The sequence below is a fragment of the Halococcus agarilyticus genome, assembly GCF_000334895.1.
GTDB lineage: Archaea > Halobacteriota > Halobacteria > Halobacteriales > Halococcaceae > Halococcus > Halococcus agarilyticus.
The window spans coordinates 15,521-31,818 of sequence record NZ_BAFM01000021.1; the positions used below are offsets into that span (position 1 = coordinate 15,521).

A 16,298-nucleotide genomic window follows, 5' to 3' on the forward strand; every position below is an offset into this window, starting at 1 on the left:
ACTCGAACGCCGGCCACGCCGCCTCGACCCGACGACCCGCCGACGAACGATCGATCGGGGTCGTAGCGCTCCTCGTAGGTGTCGTGGTACTCCATCAGCTGGAACAGAGTACCGGTGGGGTTGCGCGGCGAGACGAACAGCTCGGTGTAGATCTCGTGTTCCACCGCGAGCACGATCCCGATCCCCAGTCGGCGCTGGTCGCCGTACGCGGGCGTCTCGACGCGCTCGTCGGCGTGACTCGCGAGGCCGATCCGATCGAGCACCTCGTCGGTGTGCGCCGAAACGTCCCCGAACGAGTTCTTGTCGCGGAACATCGCATCGCGTCCGGAGATGTCGTCGTCGAAGATCGACTGGGCAGCGAGCCGGACGTTCTCTCTGACTGCGAGACCGCCGAAGACGTTCGTGATCTGGAACGACCGGCCGAGGCCGCGGGACTGATTCTCACTACGCAATAAACCCTTCGACCATGAGGAAGTCACACGGGAACCGACAGCGACGACGAGTCGGCGACTGAGAGTGTTGTCGCGGTGTCCCGCAACTCCGTCTACGTCCTCGAAGGCCGTGTTCGTCAGCCGACGGCGGCGGTAGCTCTCACACCGTGAATCCGGGACCGATCGAGACGAAGGCGAAGGGTCGGTCGTCCCGGTTTCGAGAGGGACGCGAGAACGGCTATCCCGTCTTGTACACACCCCGAACGTCGGCCACGGGCGTTTCGTCCGCCGCCGTCACGGCCACGTCGACCACGCCGACGTCGCCACCCTCGCGAACCACGTCCGCCTCGGCGTGGAGATCGCCGGTGCCGGCTTCGAGGTAGTCGATCCGCATGTCGATCGTCGGCACGGGTTGATCGACGAGCGAGACCAGCGCCGCACCGCCGACCGTGTCGGCGAGCGTGAACGTGACGCCGCCGTGGGCCATCATTCGGTCCTGGTTCCACGACAGCTCCTCGCGCATCGGGATGTGGCCTTCGGCGTGACCGTCCGCCGCCGCGGTCACCTCGACGCCGAGCAGATCGGCGAACGGCATCCCCTCGAAGAACGCTTCGATGTCCATCTCTGATCGCCGGTTCGGCGGTCGGCTATTAAAGAATACCGGAGACCACGCCGCCCGATTCGAATCGGCGCGTCGGTCGCGTGCGGTCGTCTCGGCGCTCGGGCGAACTCCGAGCCGGTTCCGGTCGAAGAACGATCACAAGATCAAAATAATCTGCCGATCTTACGCATCGACCGCTCCCGAACGGCGAGGTTCAGGAGTCACGACCGAAACGGACCCGCGGCTCCTGGAGAGGCTTCGATTTGGGGCCTGATTCGGCTCTCGACGACCGATTGAACCCGAACGACATCAGCGGCTGCCGTCGGTCGGGTCGAGATACCGTCGACCGAGCGGGGATCGCGATCGTCAATCGAACGGATCGACGCGAAAGGTGGCTGAAAGGCAGTTTCACCGACGTTCTCGGGTGAAATTGGCGATCGGCCGATCGGGCGACGTTCAGTAACGATTCCCTGACATGACTGGCGAAGGTTTGGGCAATCACTTCTCAATCAAATCGGGGTGGCTGCTGTCGTCGATCTCGTCCCGCTCGGTGGCTCGTGGTTCACGACCACGCCGCGAACTCGCGCAACTCCGCCGCCATCTCGGCGACGTCGTTCCGTCCGAGATGCCCGTTCTCGGTGACGACGGTCACGTGCTCGGCCGGCGTTCGGTCGAACGTCGGGTTCGTTACGGTGAGATCGGCGTCGCCGTCGTAGACCTGATCCCGATCGCCATCCGCGAACTCGGGCTCTGGCTCTGGATCGGTGCTGATCTTGTCGCTCGCGGCGACGACGTACACCGGCACGTTCTCGTGGGCGGCGGCGACAGCGACGGCCCGCGTTCCGACCTTGTTCAGCACGCTGCCGTCGGCGAACACGGTGTCAGCACCGGCGACCACGGCGTCGACTGCGCGCTCCGCGAGGAGGTGGGCGGCCGCCGCGTCGATCGCGAGCGTCACAGGACGGTCGTCCGCGAGTTCCTCCGCGACGCCGACTCCCTCGCATGCGGGTCGCGACTCACAGACGAGCACTTCGTCGATCGTCGCCCGGTGGAGCGCGTCGAGTGCCGTCCCCGAGCGTGAGAGCGTCAGTACCGTGCCGTCGAGTCGCGCGGCCGCCTCGCGTGCGGCCGCCTCGTCAGCCTCGAACGCGCGGTCGATCCCCGCAGTTGCGGTGCGCTCGACTGCTTCAGGGTTCCGGTCGTCGTTCGCCACGGCCATCGTGCGGTTGATCCGGTTCGCGACGACCGTCATGCTCGCTCGCGCCGTGCGAAGGGTCTCGGCGAGAGTCACCAGATCGCTCCAGTCACCGTCCTCATCCTCGCCGGCGGCCGATGCCGCGAGCACGCCGGCACGATCCCGGAGCACCTCCAGCGCGCGCACCGAGAGCCACGCCGAGCCGTGGTCGGTGTCTGCCTCGATCGTTTCGACCGTCGGCGCGACGCGCTCGTAGGCCGTCCAGAGGTCGGGAACCGTCTCGCGCCGACCGATTTCCGTCGGCGGGACCCACTCGAAGGCAGCCGTCTCGTAGTTCGGTTCGACTGCGCGCGACTCGCAGTCGAACAGGTACGGGTGAATCTTCCACCGTGTATCGAGGTCGTCGTCCGTCACCGTGAACGACTTGCCCGCGCGGACGAACGAGATAGCATCGTCGAGCCCCGTCTCCTCCGCGATCTCCTCGCGCGCGGCCCCGTCGGGATCACCCTCGGCGTGACCCGCGACCGCGCCCCACCGACCGGCGTACGAGCCGACCTCGTCGCTGCGGTGGAGCAGGAGAACTTCGCCACGATTCCGGAGAAAACAGGTAACGACGTGGGTTTCGTTCATGGGTCTCCTACTCGTCGGCGGCGTTTGAACCTGGTGTAGGATTCTTGGGGCCAGGCAACGAAGCGGTGGCATGGTTCGAATCGCGATCATCGCCGACACCCATATCCCCTCGCGCGCCGAGGCGATCCCCGAGTGGATTCGGGAGGAAGTCGAACGGGCGGATCACACCATCCACGCCGGCGACTTCGATGCGGCCGAGACGCTCGACGAGGTGCGTGCCCTCGCCGGCGGGGAACTGACTGCCGTCACCGGGAACATGGACCCGCAGTTCGATCTGCCGTCGGTGACGACGGTCGAGCGCGGCGGATGGGAGTTCGTCGTGACCCACGGCACCGGCGACATCGACGGCTACGAGGAGCGCGTGGCCGGCGTCGTCCGCGAGACGGCTGGCGACGGACCGGCCGTCGGCGTAGCTGGCCACACCCACCAGGTGCTCGATACCGAGGTCGACGGCGTCCGCCTGCTGAACCCTGGCAGCGCGACGGGGGCCGAACCGGCCGGGACGGCGACGATGATGGTTGCCGAGGTCGACGATGGTGACATCGACGTGGCGGTACACGACGAGTAGCGTCGAGCCCTGCCGAGAACACCGGTGCCATACGGCGCGATCGACGAGTAGGGTGGGAAGTACACCAACGATTAAGAGGGTGCCACACGATAGCACCCTCAGCCATGGGCGTCGTCGTCATCGGAACCCTCGATACGAAGGCCGAAGAGATCGATTTCGCGCGCAGCGTCGTCGAGGCACAGGGCGTGGACGTTCACGTCGTGGACGCGGGCGTGCTGGGTGAGCCGGGGTTCGAGCCGGATACGTCCGCGGCGGCGGTGGCCGAGGCCGCCGACACGAGCCTCGACGCGCTCCGCGAGGCGGGCGATCGCGGCGAGGCCATGACCGCGATGGGCGAGGGGGCCGCCGCAGTCGCGACCCGACTGCACGAGGAGAGCGTCCTCGACGGCGTGCTCGGGCTCGGCGGATCGGGCAACACGTCGGTGGCGACGGCGGCGATGCGAGCACTCCCGTACGGCGTCCCGAAGCTCATGGTCTCGACGATGGCCTCCGGCGACGTCCGGCCGTACGTCGAGTCGAAGGACGTGATGATGCTGTACTCCGTCGCCGACGTCGAGGGGCTGAACCAGGTCTCTAGGACTGTGATCGCCAACGCGGCGCTGGCGATGGTGGGGATGGTCGCAAACGAGCCCGACGTCGGAGTCGAGGACCGTCCGACCATCGGGATCACGATGTTCGGCGTCACGACGCCCTGCGTCCAGACCGCTCGCGAGTGGCTGGAGGGCGAGGGCTACGAGACGATCGTGTTCCACGCCACCGGCACGGGGGGAGAGGCGATGGAGGGCCTCGTCGAACAGGGAGTGATCGACGGCGTGCTCGACGTCACGACGACCGAACTCGCCGACGAGCTGGTGGGGGGCGTGCTCTCGGCCGGCCCCGACCGCCTGGAGGCGGCCGGGCGCGTCGGGGTTCCACAGGTGGTCTCGACCGGGGCGCTCGACATGGTGAACTTCGGGCCGAAAGACGACGTCCCCACCGAATTCGAGGATCGCCACCTCCACGTCCACAACCCCCAGGTGACACTGATGCGAACCACACCCGAGGAGAACGCCGAACTCGGCCGGATCCTCGCCGAGAAGTTGAACGACGCGACCGGGCCGACAGAGCTCGTGCTGCCGCTCGGCGGGGTGTCGATGCTCGATGTCGAGGGCGAGGACTTCCACGACCCGGAGGCCGATGCAGCGCTGTTCGACGCCCTCCGCGAGACGCTTGACGACGACACTGTCGAACTCACCGAAGCCGAGACCGACATCAACGACGAGGAGTTCGCGCTGACGCTGGCGCGCCACCTCGACGAACGGCTGCGCGACGCGGGACACGACCCGTAGCCTCGGAGGGCTCGTAGTCCGGGCGGCGGCAGCGACTCACCCGAACGTTCATGATGGCTGTCGACGAACCACACAGGTGAATCCGATGAAACACACCAGATCGGAATCCATCGACGATCTCCGTGCGAGCGTCGACGCGGGTGAGGCGATCATCGGTGCCGGCGCGGGCACGGGCATCTCGGCGAAGTTCGCCGAGCGCGGCGGCGTCGACCTCGTCATCATCTACAACTCCGGGCGCTACCGGATGAACGGTCGGGGATCGCTCGCGGGCCTGCTGCCGTACGGCGACGCGAACGAGATCGTCGTCGAGATGGCCCGGGAGGTCATCCCCATCGTGGAAGACACTCCTGTGCTCGCCGGCGTCAACGGCACCGACCCGTTCCGCGAGATGGACACGTTCCTCGATCGACTCGCCGGCATGGGGTTCTCGGGCGTCCAGAACTTTCCGACCGTTGGTCTCATCGACGGAACCTTCCGCCAGCATCTGGAGGAGACGGGGATGGGCTACGAGAAGGAAGTGGAGATGATCGCGACCGCCGCCGAGAAGGACATGCTGACGTGCCCGTACGTGTTCGACGAGGATCAGGCGCGCGCGATGACCGAGGCGGGCGCGGATGTCGTGGTCGCGCACATGGGCCTCACCACGTCGGGCGACATCGGCGCGGAGACCGTCCTCGATCTCGACGGGGCGGCAAAGCGCGTTCAAGCCATTCACGACGCCGCGACCGGGGTCGACGACGACGTCATGGTGATCTGCCACGGCGGGCCGATCGCGTGGCCCGACGACGCGAGGTACGTCCTCGACAACACCGAGGGCGTGGTGGGGTTCTTCGGCGCGTCGAGCATCGAACGCCTGCCGACCGAGGAGGCGATCGAACAGCAGACCCGCGAGTTCACGGAGATCACGCTATGAGCGACCACCACATCGAACCGGACGAGGTAGAGACGCTCGAATTCGACTGGGGCACGCTGAAGTGGCCCTGTACGCCCGACGAAACCGACAGCGAGGCGTTCAGCATGGGCGTCGTCCAGCTGAACCCGGGCAAGGGCCACGAGCGCCACGACCACCCCGACAGCGAGGAGATCCTCTACGTCGTGAGCGGCGAGGGGATTCAAACTGTTGGCGACGAGGAGTTCGCCATCACCCCCGACGACACGGTGTACATCCCGGCTGGCGTCGAACACAGCACGGAGAACACCGGTTGGGAACAGCTCAGACTCGTCGCCGTCTACGGCCCACCGGGTCCCGAGGACGTGCTCCGGGACGCACCCGACAGCACGATCCTGCCGCCCGGCGACCTCCCGGAGTGAGAGCCACACCGCTCGCGTTCACCGGACGACTCTCGCCGGCATACGAGCGGAGTCCACGAACCCGGGGTGCGATCGTCGCGCGAGATCGCCCGTCGCCCTCCGTTCTCGACTCCCGCCGCGACGGGCGGACTCCAGTGATACGCCCCGACTACGACACGATATCGGTCGCGGGCTCACTCGTGGATCGCGCGGATGCGGAGCCGTCGGTAGTCCGCGTACCACGTCCCGTCGTCGCGTAGCGCGGGTTCGACACGGCGCTCGATTCCCGAGAGGACGGCGTCGAGGTCGTCGTCGGGAACGCCCGAGAGGAGGCTGTCGCCGAACATGGCGAGCCAGTCGCGGAGCCCGTCGTCGCCGTCGAGCCGGGTCGGCCGATCGAACAGCACGGCGTACCGCACCGCGAAGCCGTGAGCTTCGAGACGCGTCGCGTACTCGCCGAGGCTCGGGAAGTACCACGGGTTCGTTCCTTCATATCCCCACTCGTCGAGTTCGGCCTCGACGGCGGCCACGATCGTCCCGACGTTTCCCCGGCCGAGGAGCCGAGAGCCCGGAGCGGGCCCGGCTAGACGAGATTGCTCCCGAAGTAGAGCGCGACGACGAGCCACGTGACGTACGTGGCCGCGACCGTCAGCACGGCGTCACGCCGGGAGAGATGCTGGAAGTTCACGAGCCCCTGTGTCAGCATCCACCCGACGACGAGCAGGACGACGGCGAGCGCACCGAAGACGAGGACCGTGATGAACCCGAACCCGAGCAACAACAGCGGCACGGCGAGGAGCGGCAGGGGAGCCAGCCCGTAGCTGACGACGACGATGGTGTCGTCGAGGTTGCTCAGCCGGCCGAGCCGCGAGCCGGCGACCTGGATCGCCACGAGCGCGAGCACGCCGAGCAGGAGCACGACGAGATACAGCTGGAGGAGCAGCATGACGACGCCCTCGATGTTGGCCTCCGCGATGTAGATCGAGAAGCGATCGGTGAACGTCGTCCCGAGCTCCTGGAGGGAGGGGTTGTTCAGGAACTCGCCCACGGCCCCGACGATCGCCGGCAGGAACATCCCGATCGCGACGATCGCCGTCGTGACCAGCACGGACACGAAGAGGAAGGCGAGCGCCTGGTCCGCGCTCTTGTCGCTCGCCCGATCGGCGAAGAACGCGCGCGGCCCACGGAGGATCCCCCCGAGCGGCTTCGTGTACCACTCGGCGAGGAGCTGTCGGCTGAACCCGGTGAAGACGGTGTCGAGACCGATGGCGACGATGATGAACAGCCCGGTGATGAGCCGCGAAAATCGTGGGCCGAACCCGCCGAGCGTGAGGACGTTCTGTGCGAGGCCGAGCACGAGCGCGCCCATCAGTACGCCGGTCATCGAGCCGTCGCCGCCGGTGAGCCTCGTCCCGCCCAAAACGACGGCCGCGATGACGATCAGCGCCTGGCCGTCGCCCGTCCCCGGCGAGACGCTCCCGATGTACGCGAGCTGGGAGAGGCCGGCGAAGGCGGTGACGGCGGCGACGATGCCGAAGCACGCGATCTTGACCCGGTCGGGGTCGATGCCGGTCGTCTCCACCGAGTTGATGTTGTCACCCGTCGCGCGGACGTGCTGGCCGAACGTCGTCCGGAAGAGGAGGTGGTGGAAGATCACGAGGAAGACGAACACCCATACGATCTGGGCCGGGAAGGACTGGAACACCTGAGTACTCTCGTGGACGCCCGGAATGCTGTACCGTATCGCGGGGATCGAAAACAGTTCGATGTCGGTGAAGGGGATCGTGACCAGGAACGGCAGGCCGTAGGTGCCGCCCATCGCTCTGAGTATCGGCCCGACCTCCGCCGAGGAGACCGTGACGGCCTGGCCGCCGAGCAGGAGGAAGTGAGCGCCCCGCAGGAGCGTCAGCGTCCCGATCGTGACGATGAGCGAGGGCAGCCCGAACTTCGTGACGAGAAAGCCCTGGGTGATACCGTAGAGGACCGCCAGCGTGAGGGTGAGCAGGATGGTGAACACCGGGCTGGCACCACCGGAGATCAACACCGCACCGAGGCCCGCGGTGATCCCGAGGACCGACCCCACCGAGAGGTCGAACTCCCCCGCGATCATCAGCAGCGAGACGCCGTAGCCGATCATGGCGACGACGGCAGCCCCGCGAAGCACGCGAATCAGGTTGTTGAGCGTCAGGAAGTTCTCGGCGTTCACCACGATCCCGAGCACCAACATCGCGACGAGCGCGACGAACACGCTCGATTCGCGGCGTTCGAGGATCGAGGCCGTCGCGTCCGTGATGCGGCGGGAGGTCGGAGCCGACTCGGTTGACAACGTGTAACACCCATGCGTCACCACTTGGAGGAGACACAAATATCTTGCCTCCGTCGGGGCGGTTCACCGCCGCCGGCCGACACTACCGAGCCACGCGCTGGACAGACACGAGCACGCATCGAGTCGACAGCATCGATCGACGGATCAGATCTCGCGTTCCTTGTGCATCCGCGAGACGATGTCCATCCGATCGATGTCGCCGGACACGTCGAGCGTGTCGACCAGTTCGCCGTCGCGCATGACGGCGATCCGGTCGGCGACGTCGACGAGCACGTCGATCTTGTGCGAGATGAGGACGACGGCCTTGTCGTCTTCCGGGATCTGTTTCACGAGCTCGATGATCTTGTCCGTCCCGGTGGTCGACACCTCCGAGGTCGGCTCGTCGAGGATGATGATCGGCGGGTCCCTGATCAGCGCCCGGGCGACGGCGACCGCCTGTTTCTGCCCGCCGGAGAGCTCCTCGATCGGCGATCGCGGATCGAAGTCGAACCCGATCTCGTTGAGTAGTCGGGAGCTCTCCTCGACCATGCGCTCCTTGTCGACGTTGCGGAGGAGCGTGCCCCTGAGTCCCTCCTGTCGGGGCTCGAACCCGAGGAAGATGTTGCTCGCGGCGTCGTTCGTCGGCGTCAGGTGCTGTTCCTGATAGACCGTCGCGACGCCGGCCTCCTCGGCGTCCCGCGAGGAGGTGAAGTGGCGCTGTCTGAACGTCCCGTTCTCGCGGACGAGGATCTCGCCGGCGGTCGGCCGGAGCACCCCCGAGAGCATCTTCACGTACGTCGACTTCCCGGCCCCGTTGTCGCCCGCGATGGCGAGGATCTCGCCGCGCCGGACGTCGAGGCTGACGTCCTTGACGGCCTCGATGGCACCGAAGTGCTTGGTGAGCCCGCGCGTCTTCAGCACCGTTCGGCGCTCGGCGTCCTCGACATCCTCGGCGTCCGCCACGTCCTCGACGGCGCTCGCTTCGGGGCCGGCGTCCTCGGTCGGGACCTCCGATTCGGTATCACTCATGCGGCATCAGAGGTTCTGTTCCTGCCAATCACGGAGTTCGCTCCACGTGTTCCGCTGGAGCGCGTAGTCGACGTTCTCCTCGTCGACGTACGTGACGCCGAACTCGAGGTGTTTCATCTCGATCCCACGGTCCAGATACATCCACGCGAGCGGGACGTTCAGGAACCCCTGGCCGTAGGGGTCCTGTCCCATCGTGAAGTCGATGCTGCCGTCCCGGATGCTCGTCAGGACGGCTTCGGTGAAGTCGAACCCGCAGATGACCATGTCGCGGCTGATGTTGCCGCTCTCGACGGCCTGTGACGCACCGACGGGCGTCCAGAACCCGGCACCCATGACGACGTTGATGTCCTGGTTGGTCGATAGTCGGCTCTCGACGCGGCTCTGGGCCTCGGCGAACTCGGTGGTGACGTCGAGCGTCTCGTCGATCACGGTCACGTCGTCTTTCGTCTGGAAGAACGATCGTGCACCGGGATCGACGCGCCGGGTGACGGCGGGATTACCCGGAAGACCGTTGCCGATCAGGACCGTGTACTGATCGGCGTCGAGCTGGTTCTGCATGCGATCGTAGGCTTCGGCGGCCATCGCGATCCCGCCCCGTCGATCCCTGATCCCGACGTGGGGGATGATGATGGGCGAGTCCTTGTAGCTGAACGTCTCCCGCATCAGCTCGTTGTTCCAGTCCTCCTCGGACGGCGTCGAGTGGCCGTTGATGACCGCGATGTCGTTGTCGAGAGCGCGCTGGATCGGATCGATGTAGGCCTGGTTGTCGAGGATCGTGGTCACGAGGACGTCCCGCCCACCCTGAAGCTGGTCGATCGTCGTGTTGATGATCTCGATCTGCTGACTCTGGCTCTGGGTTCCCCCCGACGGACCGTTGACGCCACCGTTCCAGCCGAACTGGTTGAGCGCGTCGTTGAACCCGGCGATCAGCGGCGTGAAAAAGGGGTTCGCCACGTTCTGGATCACGAACTCGGCCCGTCGCTCCGGGCCGGTCTCCGGGTTGGCGTTGTCGATCGGTGCCGTCGGCGGGGGCACCATCGGGATCCGCGAGTACTCGAAGTCGGTCGCGAACTCGGCCTGGCCCCCACCGCCTTGGCCACCCCCGCTCTGGTTCCCACCGCTTTGGTTCCCGCTGCTCTGATTGCCGCTGCTCTGGTTCCCGCTGCCGTCGGTTCCGTCGCCGCTGTCGGTTCCGTTGCCGGTGTCCTGAAGCACCGACGAGCAGCCGGCCAGCGCGCCCGCCGTCCCGAGCGCTCCCAGCTGTTTGAGTAGCTCTCGCCGTGGTATTCCCAGCTCTATCGAGAACGCACCCTTCTCTCTGATCTTCTCCCGATCGATCGCCATGTGTTACTCCGTGTCTTTCACCCACATAATTGTTTCCCTGTCACATACCCACGCGAGACGACGATCGCCGTGGCTCGGGATCTCTCCGACGTCCTCCCGAGCGACCGCTCCATCACACCGCGAACGTTTATGTCGGTCGTCGTCGAACCGCGTGATGTCATGCGAGTCGGTGTCAACCTGTGGGTGTGGGGTGCGCCCATGACGGACGAGCGCGTCGATCGACTGCTCCCTCGCGCCGCCGAGATGGGGTTCGATGTCGTCGAGTTCCCGATCGAGGAGCGCGGCGGATTCGACTACGAGCGGGCAGGGACGGCGCTCGCCGACCACGATCTGGCGGGGAGCGTCGTGGTGGCGATGAACGAGGAGCGCGATCTGCTCCACGACGACGGGGCCGTCCGCGAGAACGGCCGGGAGTACGTCCGCCACTGCGTCGACGCGGCCGCGACGCTCGGGGCGGATCGCGTCGTGGGACCGCTCTACTCCGCGGTCGGGCGGACGTGGCGGATGAGCGACGCGGAGCGGGCCGCTGCCGTCGAGGACGTCGTCGCCCAGCTCCACGACCTCTCGTCGTACGCGGCCGACCACGGGGTAACGCTGTGTGTCGAGCCGCTGAATCGGTTCGAGACCAGCGTCCTCAACACCGTCGAGCAGGGCGTCGAGGTGATCGATCGCGTCGACCACCCGAACTGCGATCTCCTGCTCGACACGTTCCACATGAACATCGAGGAGTCGTCGCTGTCGGCCGCGATCGAGGCCGCCGGCGACCGGATCGGGCACTTCCACGCCTGTGGCAACGATCGGGGGCCACCGGGGAGCGGCCACATCGACTGGCCGGCGGTCGACGCCGCGCTGGCTGACGCCGGGTACGACGATCAGGTCGTCATCGAGTCGTTCACCCCCGAGGTCGAGTCGATCGCGCGCGCGGCCGCCATCTGGCGGCCGCTGGCCGAGAGCCAGAACGCCCTCGCGCGCGACGGCCTGGCGTTCCTCCGGAACCGCTTCGACTGAGTCGCCATCGCTTCGCCGGTCGCCGGTCTCCCACCGCCGGTGGCACACCGCGTTCCCCCTATCGAGACAGTCGGTTCGGCCCCGACGGGAGATCCGAAGCCACGCTCCGAGGGGACGCCGCATCGACTCGCCCAACACCGTTCCCGCATGGGAAACCGGGAGTCGAACCCTGCCGGAGGTCGCATCCCGCTCCCGGAACTGTCGTCGAAGGCGAGCACGCGCGAGCCACCCGTATGGGTCGTCGTCAAGCAACCTCCCGACCGATCCGTTCGGTGTGTGGCATTCCCTATTTCAGAACAAGCTTTTAGTGAGGGCGATGACAACTGTCACCATGGCAAAAAAGGCGAAACACCCGGTCCGGACGACCGAGAAGACCCTCGCCATCGTCGAGGAGCTCAAGGAGCGGGACAGCGGGCGTCTCACCGAGCTGGCGGACGCACTCGACATGGGGAAGAGCGCCGTTCACAACCATCTCAGTACGCTCGAAGAGCACGGGTACGTGACCAAACACGGGACGGAGTATCGACTCGGGCTGAAGTTCCTCGAGATCGGTGGCCACGCGAGGAACCGGAACGCCCTGTACGAGATCGCCGAGCCCGAAATCGACCAGATCGCCGAGGAGACGGGCGAGCGCGCCAATTTGATGACCGACGAACACGGGATGGGGATCTACCTGTACCGATCGAACGGGAACCAGGCGATCGATCTCGACACCCACACGGGGCTGCGCGCGCACCTCCACAGCACCGCGCTCGGCAAGGCGATCCTCGCCCACCGCCCGCCCGAGCGCGTCGACGAGATCATCGATCGGCACGGGCTCCCACCGGTGAACGAGAACACCGTGACGGATCGGGAGGAACTCTTCGATCAACTCGATCGGATCCGCGAGCGCGGGTTCGCACTCGACGACGAGGAACGCCTCCAGGGGCTGCGCTGCGTCGCGGCACCGATCAAACCGGCGAACGGGGAGGTGCTCGGCTCGATCAGCGTCTCCGCACCCACGAGCCGGATGAGCGACGATCGATTCACCGAGGAGATCCCGGACGTCGTCCGCAGCGCCGCGAACGTGATGGAGCTCCGGATCAGGTACGCGTAGGTGCGGCTCTCGTGTATGTTCTGCGATTCGTGGCGAACCGAATACCGGTTCGGATCGCTACTGGAACACTCTGTCGGTGTATTCGATCGAACTATCTGCTTGCGACCGGTTCTGACATATGGAACGCCGTGTTCCGATCGGTCGTCCGGTTCACCCGATCGCTCTCGGAGCCTCTGGATGCGGACCTCCATCACCGACACCTTGGCATCACCTGGCACAGCAGTCCGATGCAGAGGGTGTCACATACGTAGTTTCGTTACGGAGGTGGGACGAGTCGGCGCACTCGTACCGGGAACCCCTCCAACGAGCCAGCACCCCTCCGGTGCAGGGCCGACTCCACCCGACAGTTCCTTCACGGTACTGGAATCGAGGAGTGTGATCTGCTGTACGACTGTACGAGGTTTGGACATTAATAGCTAAATTTCCGAGCGTACTCGACTCTTCGTCGAGCGTGTCGCCCCACGTCGTCTCTCGCCCGTGGACTCTCCGCGGCCGTTTCGTGGGTTCTGACTGCCGGGCGACGGTCGGTTGCGCTCGAACGGATTTCCGATCTTCAGAACCGAGATCCACGAGCATGGACGTGCTCGTTCGATCGACCCACTGCTCTCTCGACGTTCGGGCCCGTACCGCCTGCCAGCACGACACTACGACCGCTCCATCGCCACGGCAGAGTCTCGGTTCCTTCCGATGGTTTGTTTAGATATTTCTGTCTCCCGTTTCCGACGGCGACAGGCACGAGCCGCTTTCGTTCGACCGCTGAATCGCCTCCCAGTCGCCCGACCGCACCGCCGCACGGGGCTGAAACGAGCAGTCGATCGGGGCGGCGACCCGAAGTACGGAAGTGTCCCCCCACCGGAGGCCGGTCATGAACGTCACTCCCGTCCCCGATCTCCCCGAGATACACGAGGGCGACGACCTCGGCGCGCTGATCGCCGAGCGCGCGGACCTCGCTGCCGCCGACGTGGTCTGCGTGGCGAGCACGGTGGTCTCGAAGGCCGAGGGCCGGGCGCACGACCTCGACGAGTTCCCGGCGGGCCCGCGTGCGACCGAGATCGCCGACCGGCTCGCCGACATCGCTGGCGAGGAGAAGGATCCCCGATTCGCCCAGGCGGTCCTGGAGGAGAGCACCGATCTCGTGATGGAGGCTCCGTTCTTGCTGACCGAGACGCGGTTCGGTCACGTCGGCGTCAACGCGGGGATCGACCGTTCGAACGTGCCGGGCAGCGACATCCTGCTCCTGCCGAAACGCCCGGACGAGAGCGCGCGCCGGCTCCACGACGCGCTCTCCGTGCCGGTGGTCGTGACCGACACCTGCGGGCGGCCGTTCCGCCACGGCCAGCGCGGGGTCGCGATCGGCCGGGCGGGGCTGCCGGCGAGTCACGACTGGCGCGGCGAGCACGACCGCGACGGCCGCGAGCTCGGCGTCACGGTCGAGTCGATCGTCGACGAGCTCGCGGCGGCGGCGAACCTCGTGCTCGGCGAGGGCGGCGGCGGCGAGCCGGTCGCCGTCGTTCGGGGGTTCGACCTCGACGGGTTCGCGGGGAGCGACGAGCTGTTCCGCAGCGTGGACACCGACTTCGTCCGCCAGGCGCTCCGGGAGTGGTCGTATGCGCGCGATTGAGCTCACGCCCGAACACCCGACCGAGCACCTCGTCGAGTTGGGTCTCGAAGCCGATCGGGCGGGGTTCGACACGGTGTTCGCGAGCCACCACTACAACAACCGCGACCCGTTCGCCGCATTAGCGGTGCTCGCCGAGCGTACGGACGAACTCCGGCTCGGACCAGGCGTCACGAACCCCTACGAGACTCATCCGGTGACGCTCGCCTCGCGGGTGGCGACCCTCGACGAACTCGCGGACGGCCGCGCGGTGTTCGGCGTCGGGCCTGGCGATCCCTCGACCCTCAGAAATCTCGGTCTCGACGACGAGCGTGGGCTCCGATCGGTGCTCGAATCCTTTCAGATCGCCCGCCGACTCTGGGACGGCGAGCGGGTCGACCACGACGGCACGTTCGTCGCGCGGGACGCCGGCCTGAACTACGCGGTCGGCGATATTCCGGTGTACGTCGGCGGCGAGGGTCCTGAAATGTGCCGAATGGCCGCGAAACACGCCGACGGACTCCTCTACAATGGCTCGCATCCGGACGATCTCGAATGGGCTGCCGAACGGGTCGCCGAAGGGCTCGACGACCGCCCGGTCGAACGTGGAGAGTTCGATCTCACGGCGTACGCGAGCGTCAGCATCGCCGAGGACGCCGCAGCGGCCCGCGAGGCTGCCCGCCCGCCGGTGGCGTTCATCGCTGCGGGCGCGCCACCGCCCGTCGTCGAGCGCCACGGACTCGATCCCGACCGTGCGGACGCGATCGGCGACGCGATCGCGGCGGGCGAGTTCGACGCGGCGTTCGACCGCGTGAGCGACGCGATGATCGACGCGTTTTCGATGGCCGGCACGCCCGACACGGTCGAATCACAGCTCGGCGCGGTGTTGGAACACGCCGACAGCATCGTCATCGGTGCGCCGCTCGGTCCCGATCCCGAGACGGCTATTCGCCTTGCTGGGGCGGTGTGCGACCGATGCTTTCGGGCATGATCCCCGAGACGAGCGCGCCGGCGGCGAGATAGCCGAGCACGGCAACCGCGAACAGCACGAACACCGCACCGAACAGCAACAGGATCGCCGAAAGCGGGTCGGTGGTCGCGACCTCGAAGAAATCGTTTGCGAGTGCGAAGACGTTGTTGAACAGCCGAACGGCGATGTTCGCCATACCGACCGTCCGATCGGGAGGTACTTGTGTGTATCCGTCCGCCACGGTCAAGTGACGGTGCTGCGAAACGAGTGTATGACCGACGATATCGAGGCAGGCGACGACCGAACAGCGGTGGTGACGACGTATGCGTGGACGCCGATCGGGGAGTGCGAGGCGTGCGGCGGGACGGCCGCGACACGGTGGCGCGACGGCGAGGCCCTCGTCTGTGGGTCGTGCAAGTCGTGGTGATCGAACGCCGCCGTGGAGGCACGGGATCGCTCTCGGGCCGTCCGCGAGGCCGAGGCGCGCCGGACGGAGCTACCGCTCGTCCTTCCAGATCAGCCCCTCGAACCCCGATCGCATCACGGTGGTGCCGTCCTCGTCGCGGCAGTCGACCGAGCACGCGATCTCGTAGCGGTCGTCGCGCTCGGTGACCCCCGTGACCGTCACCTCGCAGGTGATCGTCTCGCCGGTGTACACCGGCTTGCGGAACTCGTACTCCATCGTGCGCGCGAGCACGCCGAGATCGCCCCCGATCTTGGTCGGGAGGGTCGCGGTGAGCAGTCCCTGGACCACCAGCCGCCCCTCGTCGTCGGGCTCGGTGTGGATCGCCTGGCGGTCGCCGGAGACCTCGCCGAAGCGCTCGACGTCCTCGTGGGTGAACGTCCGCTCGAAGGTGTGGACGTCGCCCTCCTCGGGTTCGGTCGCTGGCATGGCCGAAAGATGGC

General features: G+C 66.8%; 17 protein-coding genes and 1 pseudogene. 9 read left to right on the forward strand and 9 right to left on the reverse strand.

The features are described from left to right. Positions 1-149 precede the first annotated feature (149 nt). The 3 genes and pseudogenes from TX76_RS18690 to TX76_RS14485 all read right to left on the reverse strand — a co-directional run. Positions 150-443: pseudogene (locus TX76_RS18690) on the reverse strand (ABC transporter ATP-binding protein); the annotation flags it as partial. Between the two features lie 226 nt (positions 444-669). Then, positions 670-1,053: a PaaI family thioesterase gene (locus TX76_RS14480; RefSeq protein WP_049903372.1), complete on the reverse strand. Its 384-nt coding sequence runs from the start codon at positions 1,051-1,053 to the stop codon at positions 670-672. A gap of 541 nt (positions 1,054-1,594) precedes the next feature. Next, positions 1,595-2,857: an NUDIX domain-containing protein gene (locus TX76_RS14485; RefSeq protein WP_049903374.1), complete on the reverse strand. Its 1,263-nt coding sequence runs from the start codon at positions 2,855-2,857 to the stop codon at positions 1,595-1,597. Between the two features lie 70 nt (positions 2,858-2,927). Here TX76_RS14485 and TX76_RS14490 point away from each other — a divergent pair, with 70 nt between their 5' ends. The 4 genes from TX76_RS14490 to TX76_RS14505 all read left to right on the forward strand — a co-directional run bounded on the left by TX76_RS14490 (position 2,928) and on the right by TX76_RS14505 (position 6,064). Then, complete coding sequence (locus TX76_RS14490) at positions 2,928-3,425, forward strand: metallophosphoesterase family protein (protein ID WP_049903375.1); 498 nt, start codon at positions 2,928-2,930, stop codon at positions 3,423-3,425. A gap of 104 nt (positions 3,426-3,529) precedes the next feature. Further along, positions 3,530-4,753, forward strand: a complete 1,224-nt coding sequence (locus TX76_RS14495) for a Tm-1-like ATP-binding domain-containing protein (protein ID WP_049903376.1) — start codon at positions 3,530-3,532, stop codon at positions 4,751-4,753. 85 nt (positions 4,754-4,838) lie between these two features. Next, entirely contained in the window at positions 4,839-5,666 is an 828-nt protein-coding gene (locus TX76_RS14500) for a phosphoenolpyruvate hydrolase family protein (RefSeq protein WP_049903423.1), read from the forward strand. Then, positions 5,663-6,064 (forward strand): cupin domain-containing protein, encoded by a 402-nt coding sequence (locus TX76_RS14505; protein WP_049903377.1) that lies wholly within the window; start codon positions 5,663-5,665, stop codon positions 6,062-6,064. Before TX76_RS14500 ends, TX76_RS14505 begins: the two co-directional genes overlap by 4 nt. Positions 6,065-6,237: 173 nt before the next feature. On the opposite strand, the gene TX76_RS14510 is transcribed toward TX76_RS14505, so the two are convergent. The 4 genes from TX76_RS14510 to TX76_RS14525 all read right to left on the reverse strand — a co-directional run bounded on the left by TX76_RS14510 (position 6,238) and on the right by TX76_RS14525 (position 10,721). Then, positions 6,238-6,573, reverse strand: a complete 336-nt coding sequence (locus TX76_RS14510; RefSeq protein ID WP_049903379.1) for a hypothetical protein — start codon at positions 6,571-6,573, stop codon at positions 6,238-6,240. Positions 6,574-6,626: 53 nt separating this feature from the next. Continuing rightward, positions 6,627-8,369 (reverse strand): ABC transporter permease, encoded by a 1,743-nt coding sequence (locus TX76_RS14515; protein WP_049903381.1) that lies wholly within the window; start codon positions 8,367-8,369, stop codon positions 6,627-6,629. 144 nt (positions 8,370-8,513) lie between these two features. Next, positions 8,514-9,377 carry an ATP-binding cassette domain-containing protein gene (locus TX76_RS14520; protein WP_049903383.1) on the reverse strand — a complete coding sequence of 288 codons (864 nt, stop codon included), beginning with the start codon at positions 9,375-9,377 and terminating at the stop codon, positions 8,514-8,516. Between the two features lie 6 nt (positions 9,378-9,383). Continuing rightward, complete coding sequence (locus tag TX76_RS14525; protein WP_049903385.1) at positions 9,384-10,721, reverse strand: substrate-binding domain-containing protein; 1,338 nt, start codon at positions 10,719-10,721, stop codon at positions 9,384-9,386. A 159-nt stretch (positions 10,722-10,880) separates the two neighbouring features. On the opposite strand from TX76_RS14525, the gene TX76_RS14530 reads away from it, so the two are divergent. From TX76_RS14530 to TX76_RS14545, 4 genes are all read left to right on the forward strand, one after another. Beyond that, entirely contained in the window at positions 10,881-11,729 is an 849-nt protein-coding gene (locus TX76_RS14530) for a sugar phosphate isomerase/epimerase family protein (RefSeq protein ID WP_049903424.1), read from the forward strand. 331 nt (positions 11,730-12,060) lie between these two features. After that, positions 12,061-12,825 carry an IclR family transcriptional regulator gene (locus tag TX76_RS14535; RefSeq protein WP_049903386.1) on the forward strand — a complete coding sequence of 255 codons (765 nt, stop codon included), beginning with the start codon at positions 12,061-12,063 and terminating at the stop codon, positions 12,823-12,825. Positions 12,826-13,690: 865 nt separating this feature from the next. Further along, positions 13,691-14,446: a coenzyme F420-0:L-glutamate ligase gene (locus TX76_RS14540; protein WP_049903388.1), complete on the forward strand. Its 756-nt coding sequence runs from the start codon at positions 13,691-13,693 to the stop codon at positions 14,444-14,446. Beyond that, the gene (locus TX76_RS14545; RefSeq protein WP_049903389.1) at positions 14,433-15,413 is read left to right on the forward strand and encodes a 5,10-methylenetetrahydromethanopterin reductase; all 981 of its coding nucleotides are present in this window, start codon (positions 14,433-14,435) and stop codon (positions 15,411-15,413) included. Before TX76_RS14540 ends, TX76_RS14545 begins: the two co-directional genes overlap by 14 nt. Here the strand turns inward: TX76_RS14545 and TX76_RS14550 are convergent. Beyond that, positions 15,367-15,588 carry a hypothetical protein gene (locus TX76_RS14550; protein WP_049903390.1) on the reverse strand — a complete coding sequence of 74 codons (222 nt, stop codon included), beginning with the start codon at positions 15,586-15,588 and terminating at the stop codon, positions 15,367-15,369. The genes TX76_RS14545 and TX76_RS14550 overlap by 47 nt on opposite strands. A 75-nt stretch (positions 15,589-15,663) precedes the next feature. On the opposite strand from TX76_RS14550, the gene TX76_RS18185 reads away from it, so the two are divergent. Next, positions 15,664-15,819: a DUF7573 domain-containing protein gene (locus TX76_RS18185; RefSeq protein WP_195156075.1), complete on the forward strand. Its 156-nt coding sequence runs from the start codon at positions 15,664-15,666 to the stop codon at positions 15,817-15,819. Positions 15,820-15,888: 69 nt separating this feature from the next. Here TX76_RS18185 and TX76_RS14560 read toward each other — a convergent pair whose 3' ends face one another. Next, a complete protein-coding gene (locus TX76_RS14560) occupies positions 15,889-16,284 on the reverse strand; it encodes a MaoC/PaaZ C-terminal domain-containing protein (RefSeq protein WP_049903393.1) in 396 nt (131 codons plus the stop codon). Positions 16,285-16,298 lie beyond the last annotated feature (14 nt).

What these genes read in the sequence shown, in the direction of transcription:
- TX76_RS14545 (WP_049903389.1), top strand. Translation starts at nt 14,433, where the DNA reads ATGCGCGCGATTGAGCTCACGCCCGAACACCCGACCGAGCACCTCGTC.
- TX76_RS14500 (WP_049903423.1), top strand. Translation starts at nt 4,839, where the DNA reads ATGAAACACACCAGATCGGAATCCATCGACGATCTCCGTGCGAGCGTC.
- TX76_RS14540 (WP_049903388.1), top strand. Translation starts at nt 13,691, where the DNA reads ATGAACGTCACTCCCGTCCCCGATCTCCCCGAGATACACGAGGGCGAC.
- TX76_RS14495 (WP_049903376.1), top strand. Translation starts at nt 3,530, where the DNA reads ATGGGCGTCGTCGTCATCGGAACCCTCGATACGAAGGCCGAAGAGATC.
- TX76_RS14520 (WP_049903383.1), bottom strand. Translation starts at nt 9,377, where the DNA reads ATGAGTGATACCGAATCGGAGGTCCCGACCGAGGACGCCGGCCCCGAA.
- TX76_RS14525 (WP_049903385.1), bottom strand. Translation starts at nt 10,721, where the DNA reads ATGGCGATCGATCGGGAGAAGATCAGAGAGAAGGGTGCGTTCTCGATA.
- TX76_RS14550 (WP_049903390.1), bottom strand. Translation starts at nt 15,588, where the DNA reads ATGGCGAACATCGCCGTTCGGCTGTTCAACAACGTCTTCGCACTCGCA.
- TX76_RS14485 (WP_049903374.1), bottom strand. Translation starts at nt 2,857, where the DNA reads ATGAACGAAACCCACGTCGTTACCTGTTTTCTCCGGAATCGTGGCGAA.
- TX76_RS18185 (WP_195156075.1), top strand. Translation starts at nt 15,664, where the DNA reads ATGACCGACGATATCGAGGCAGGCGACGACCGAACAGCGGTGGTGACG.
- TX76_RS14560 (WP_049903393.1), bottom strand. Translation starts at nt 16,284, where the DNA reads ATGCCAGCGACCGAACCCGAGGAGGGCGACGTCCACACCTTCGAGCGG.
- TX76_RS14530 (WP_049903424.1), top strand. Translation starts at nt 10,881, where the DNA reads ATGCGAGTCGGTGTCAACCTGTGGGTGTGGGGTGCGCCCATGACGGAC.
- TX76_RS14505 (WP_049903377.1), top strand. Translation starts at nt 5,663, where the DNA reads ATGAGCGACCACCACATCGAACCGGACGAGGTAGAGACGCTCGAATTC.
- TX76_RS14490 (WP_049903375.1), top strand. Translation starts at nt 2,928, where the DNA reads ATGGTTCGAATCGCGATCATCGCCGACACCCATATCCCCTCGCGCGCC.
- TX76_RS14480 (WP_049903372.1), bottom strand. Translation starts at nt 1,053, where the DNA reads ATGGACATCGAAGCGTTCTTCGAGGGGATGCCGTTCGCCGATCTGCTC.
- TX76_RS14535 (WP_049903386.1), top strand. Translation starts at nt 12,061, where the DNA reads ATGGCAAAAAAGGCGAAACACCCGGTCCGGACGACCGAGAAGACCCTC.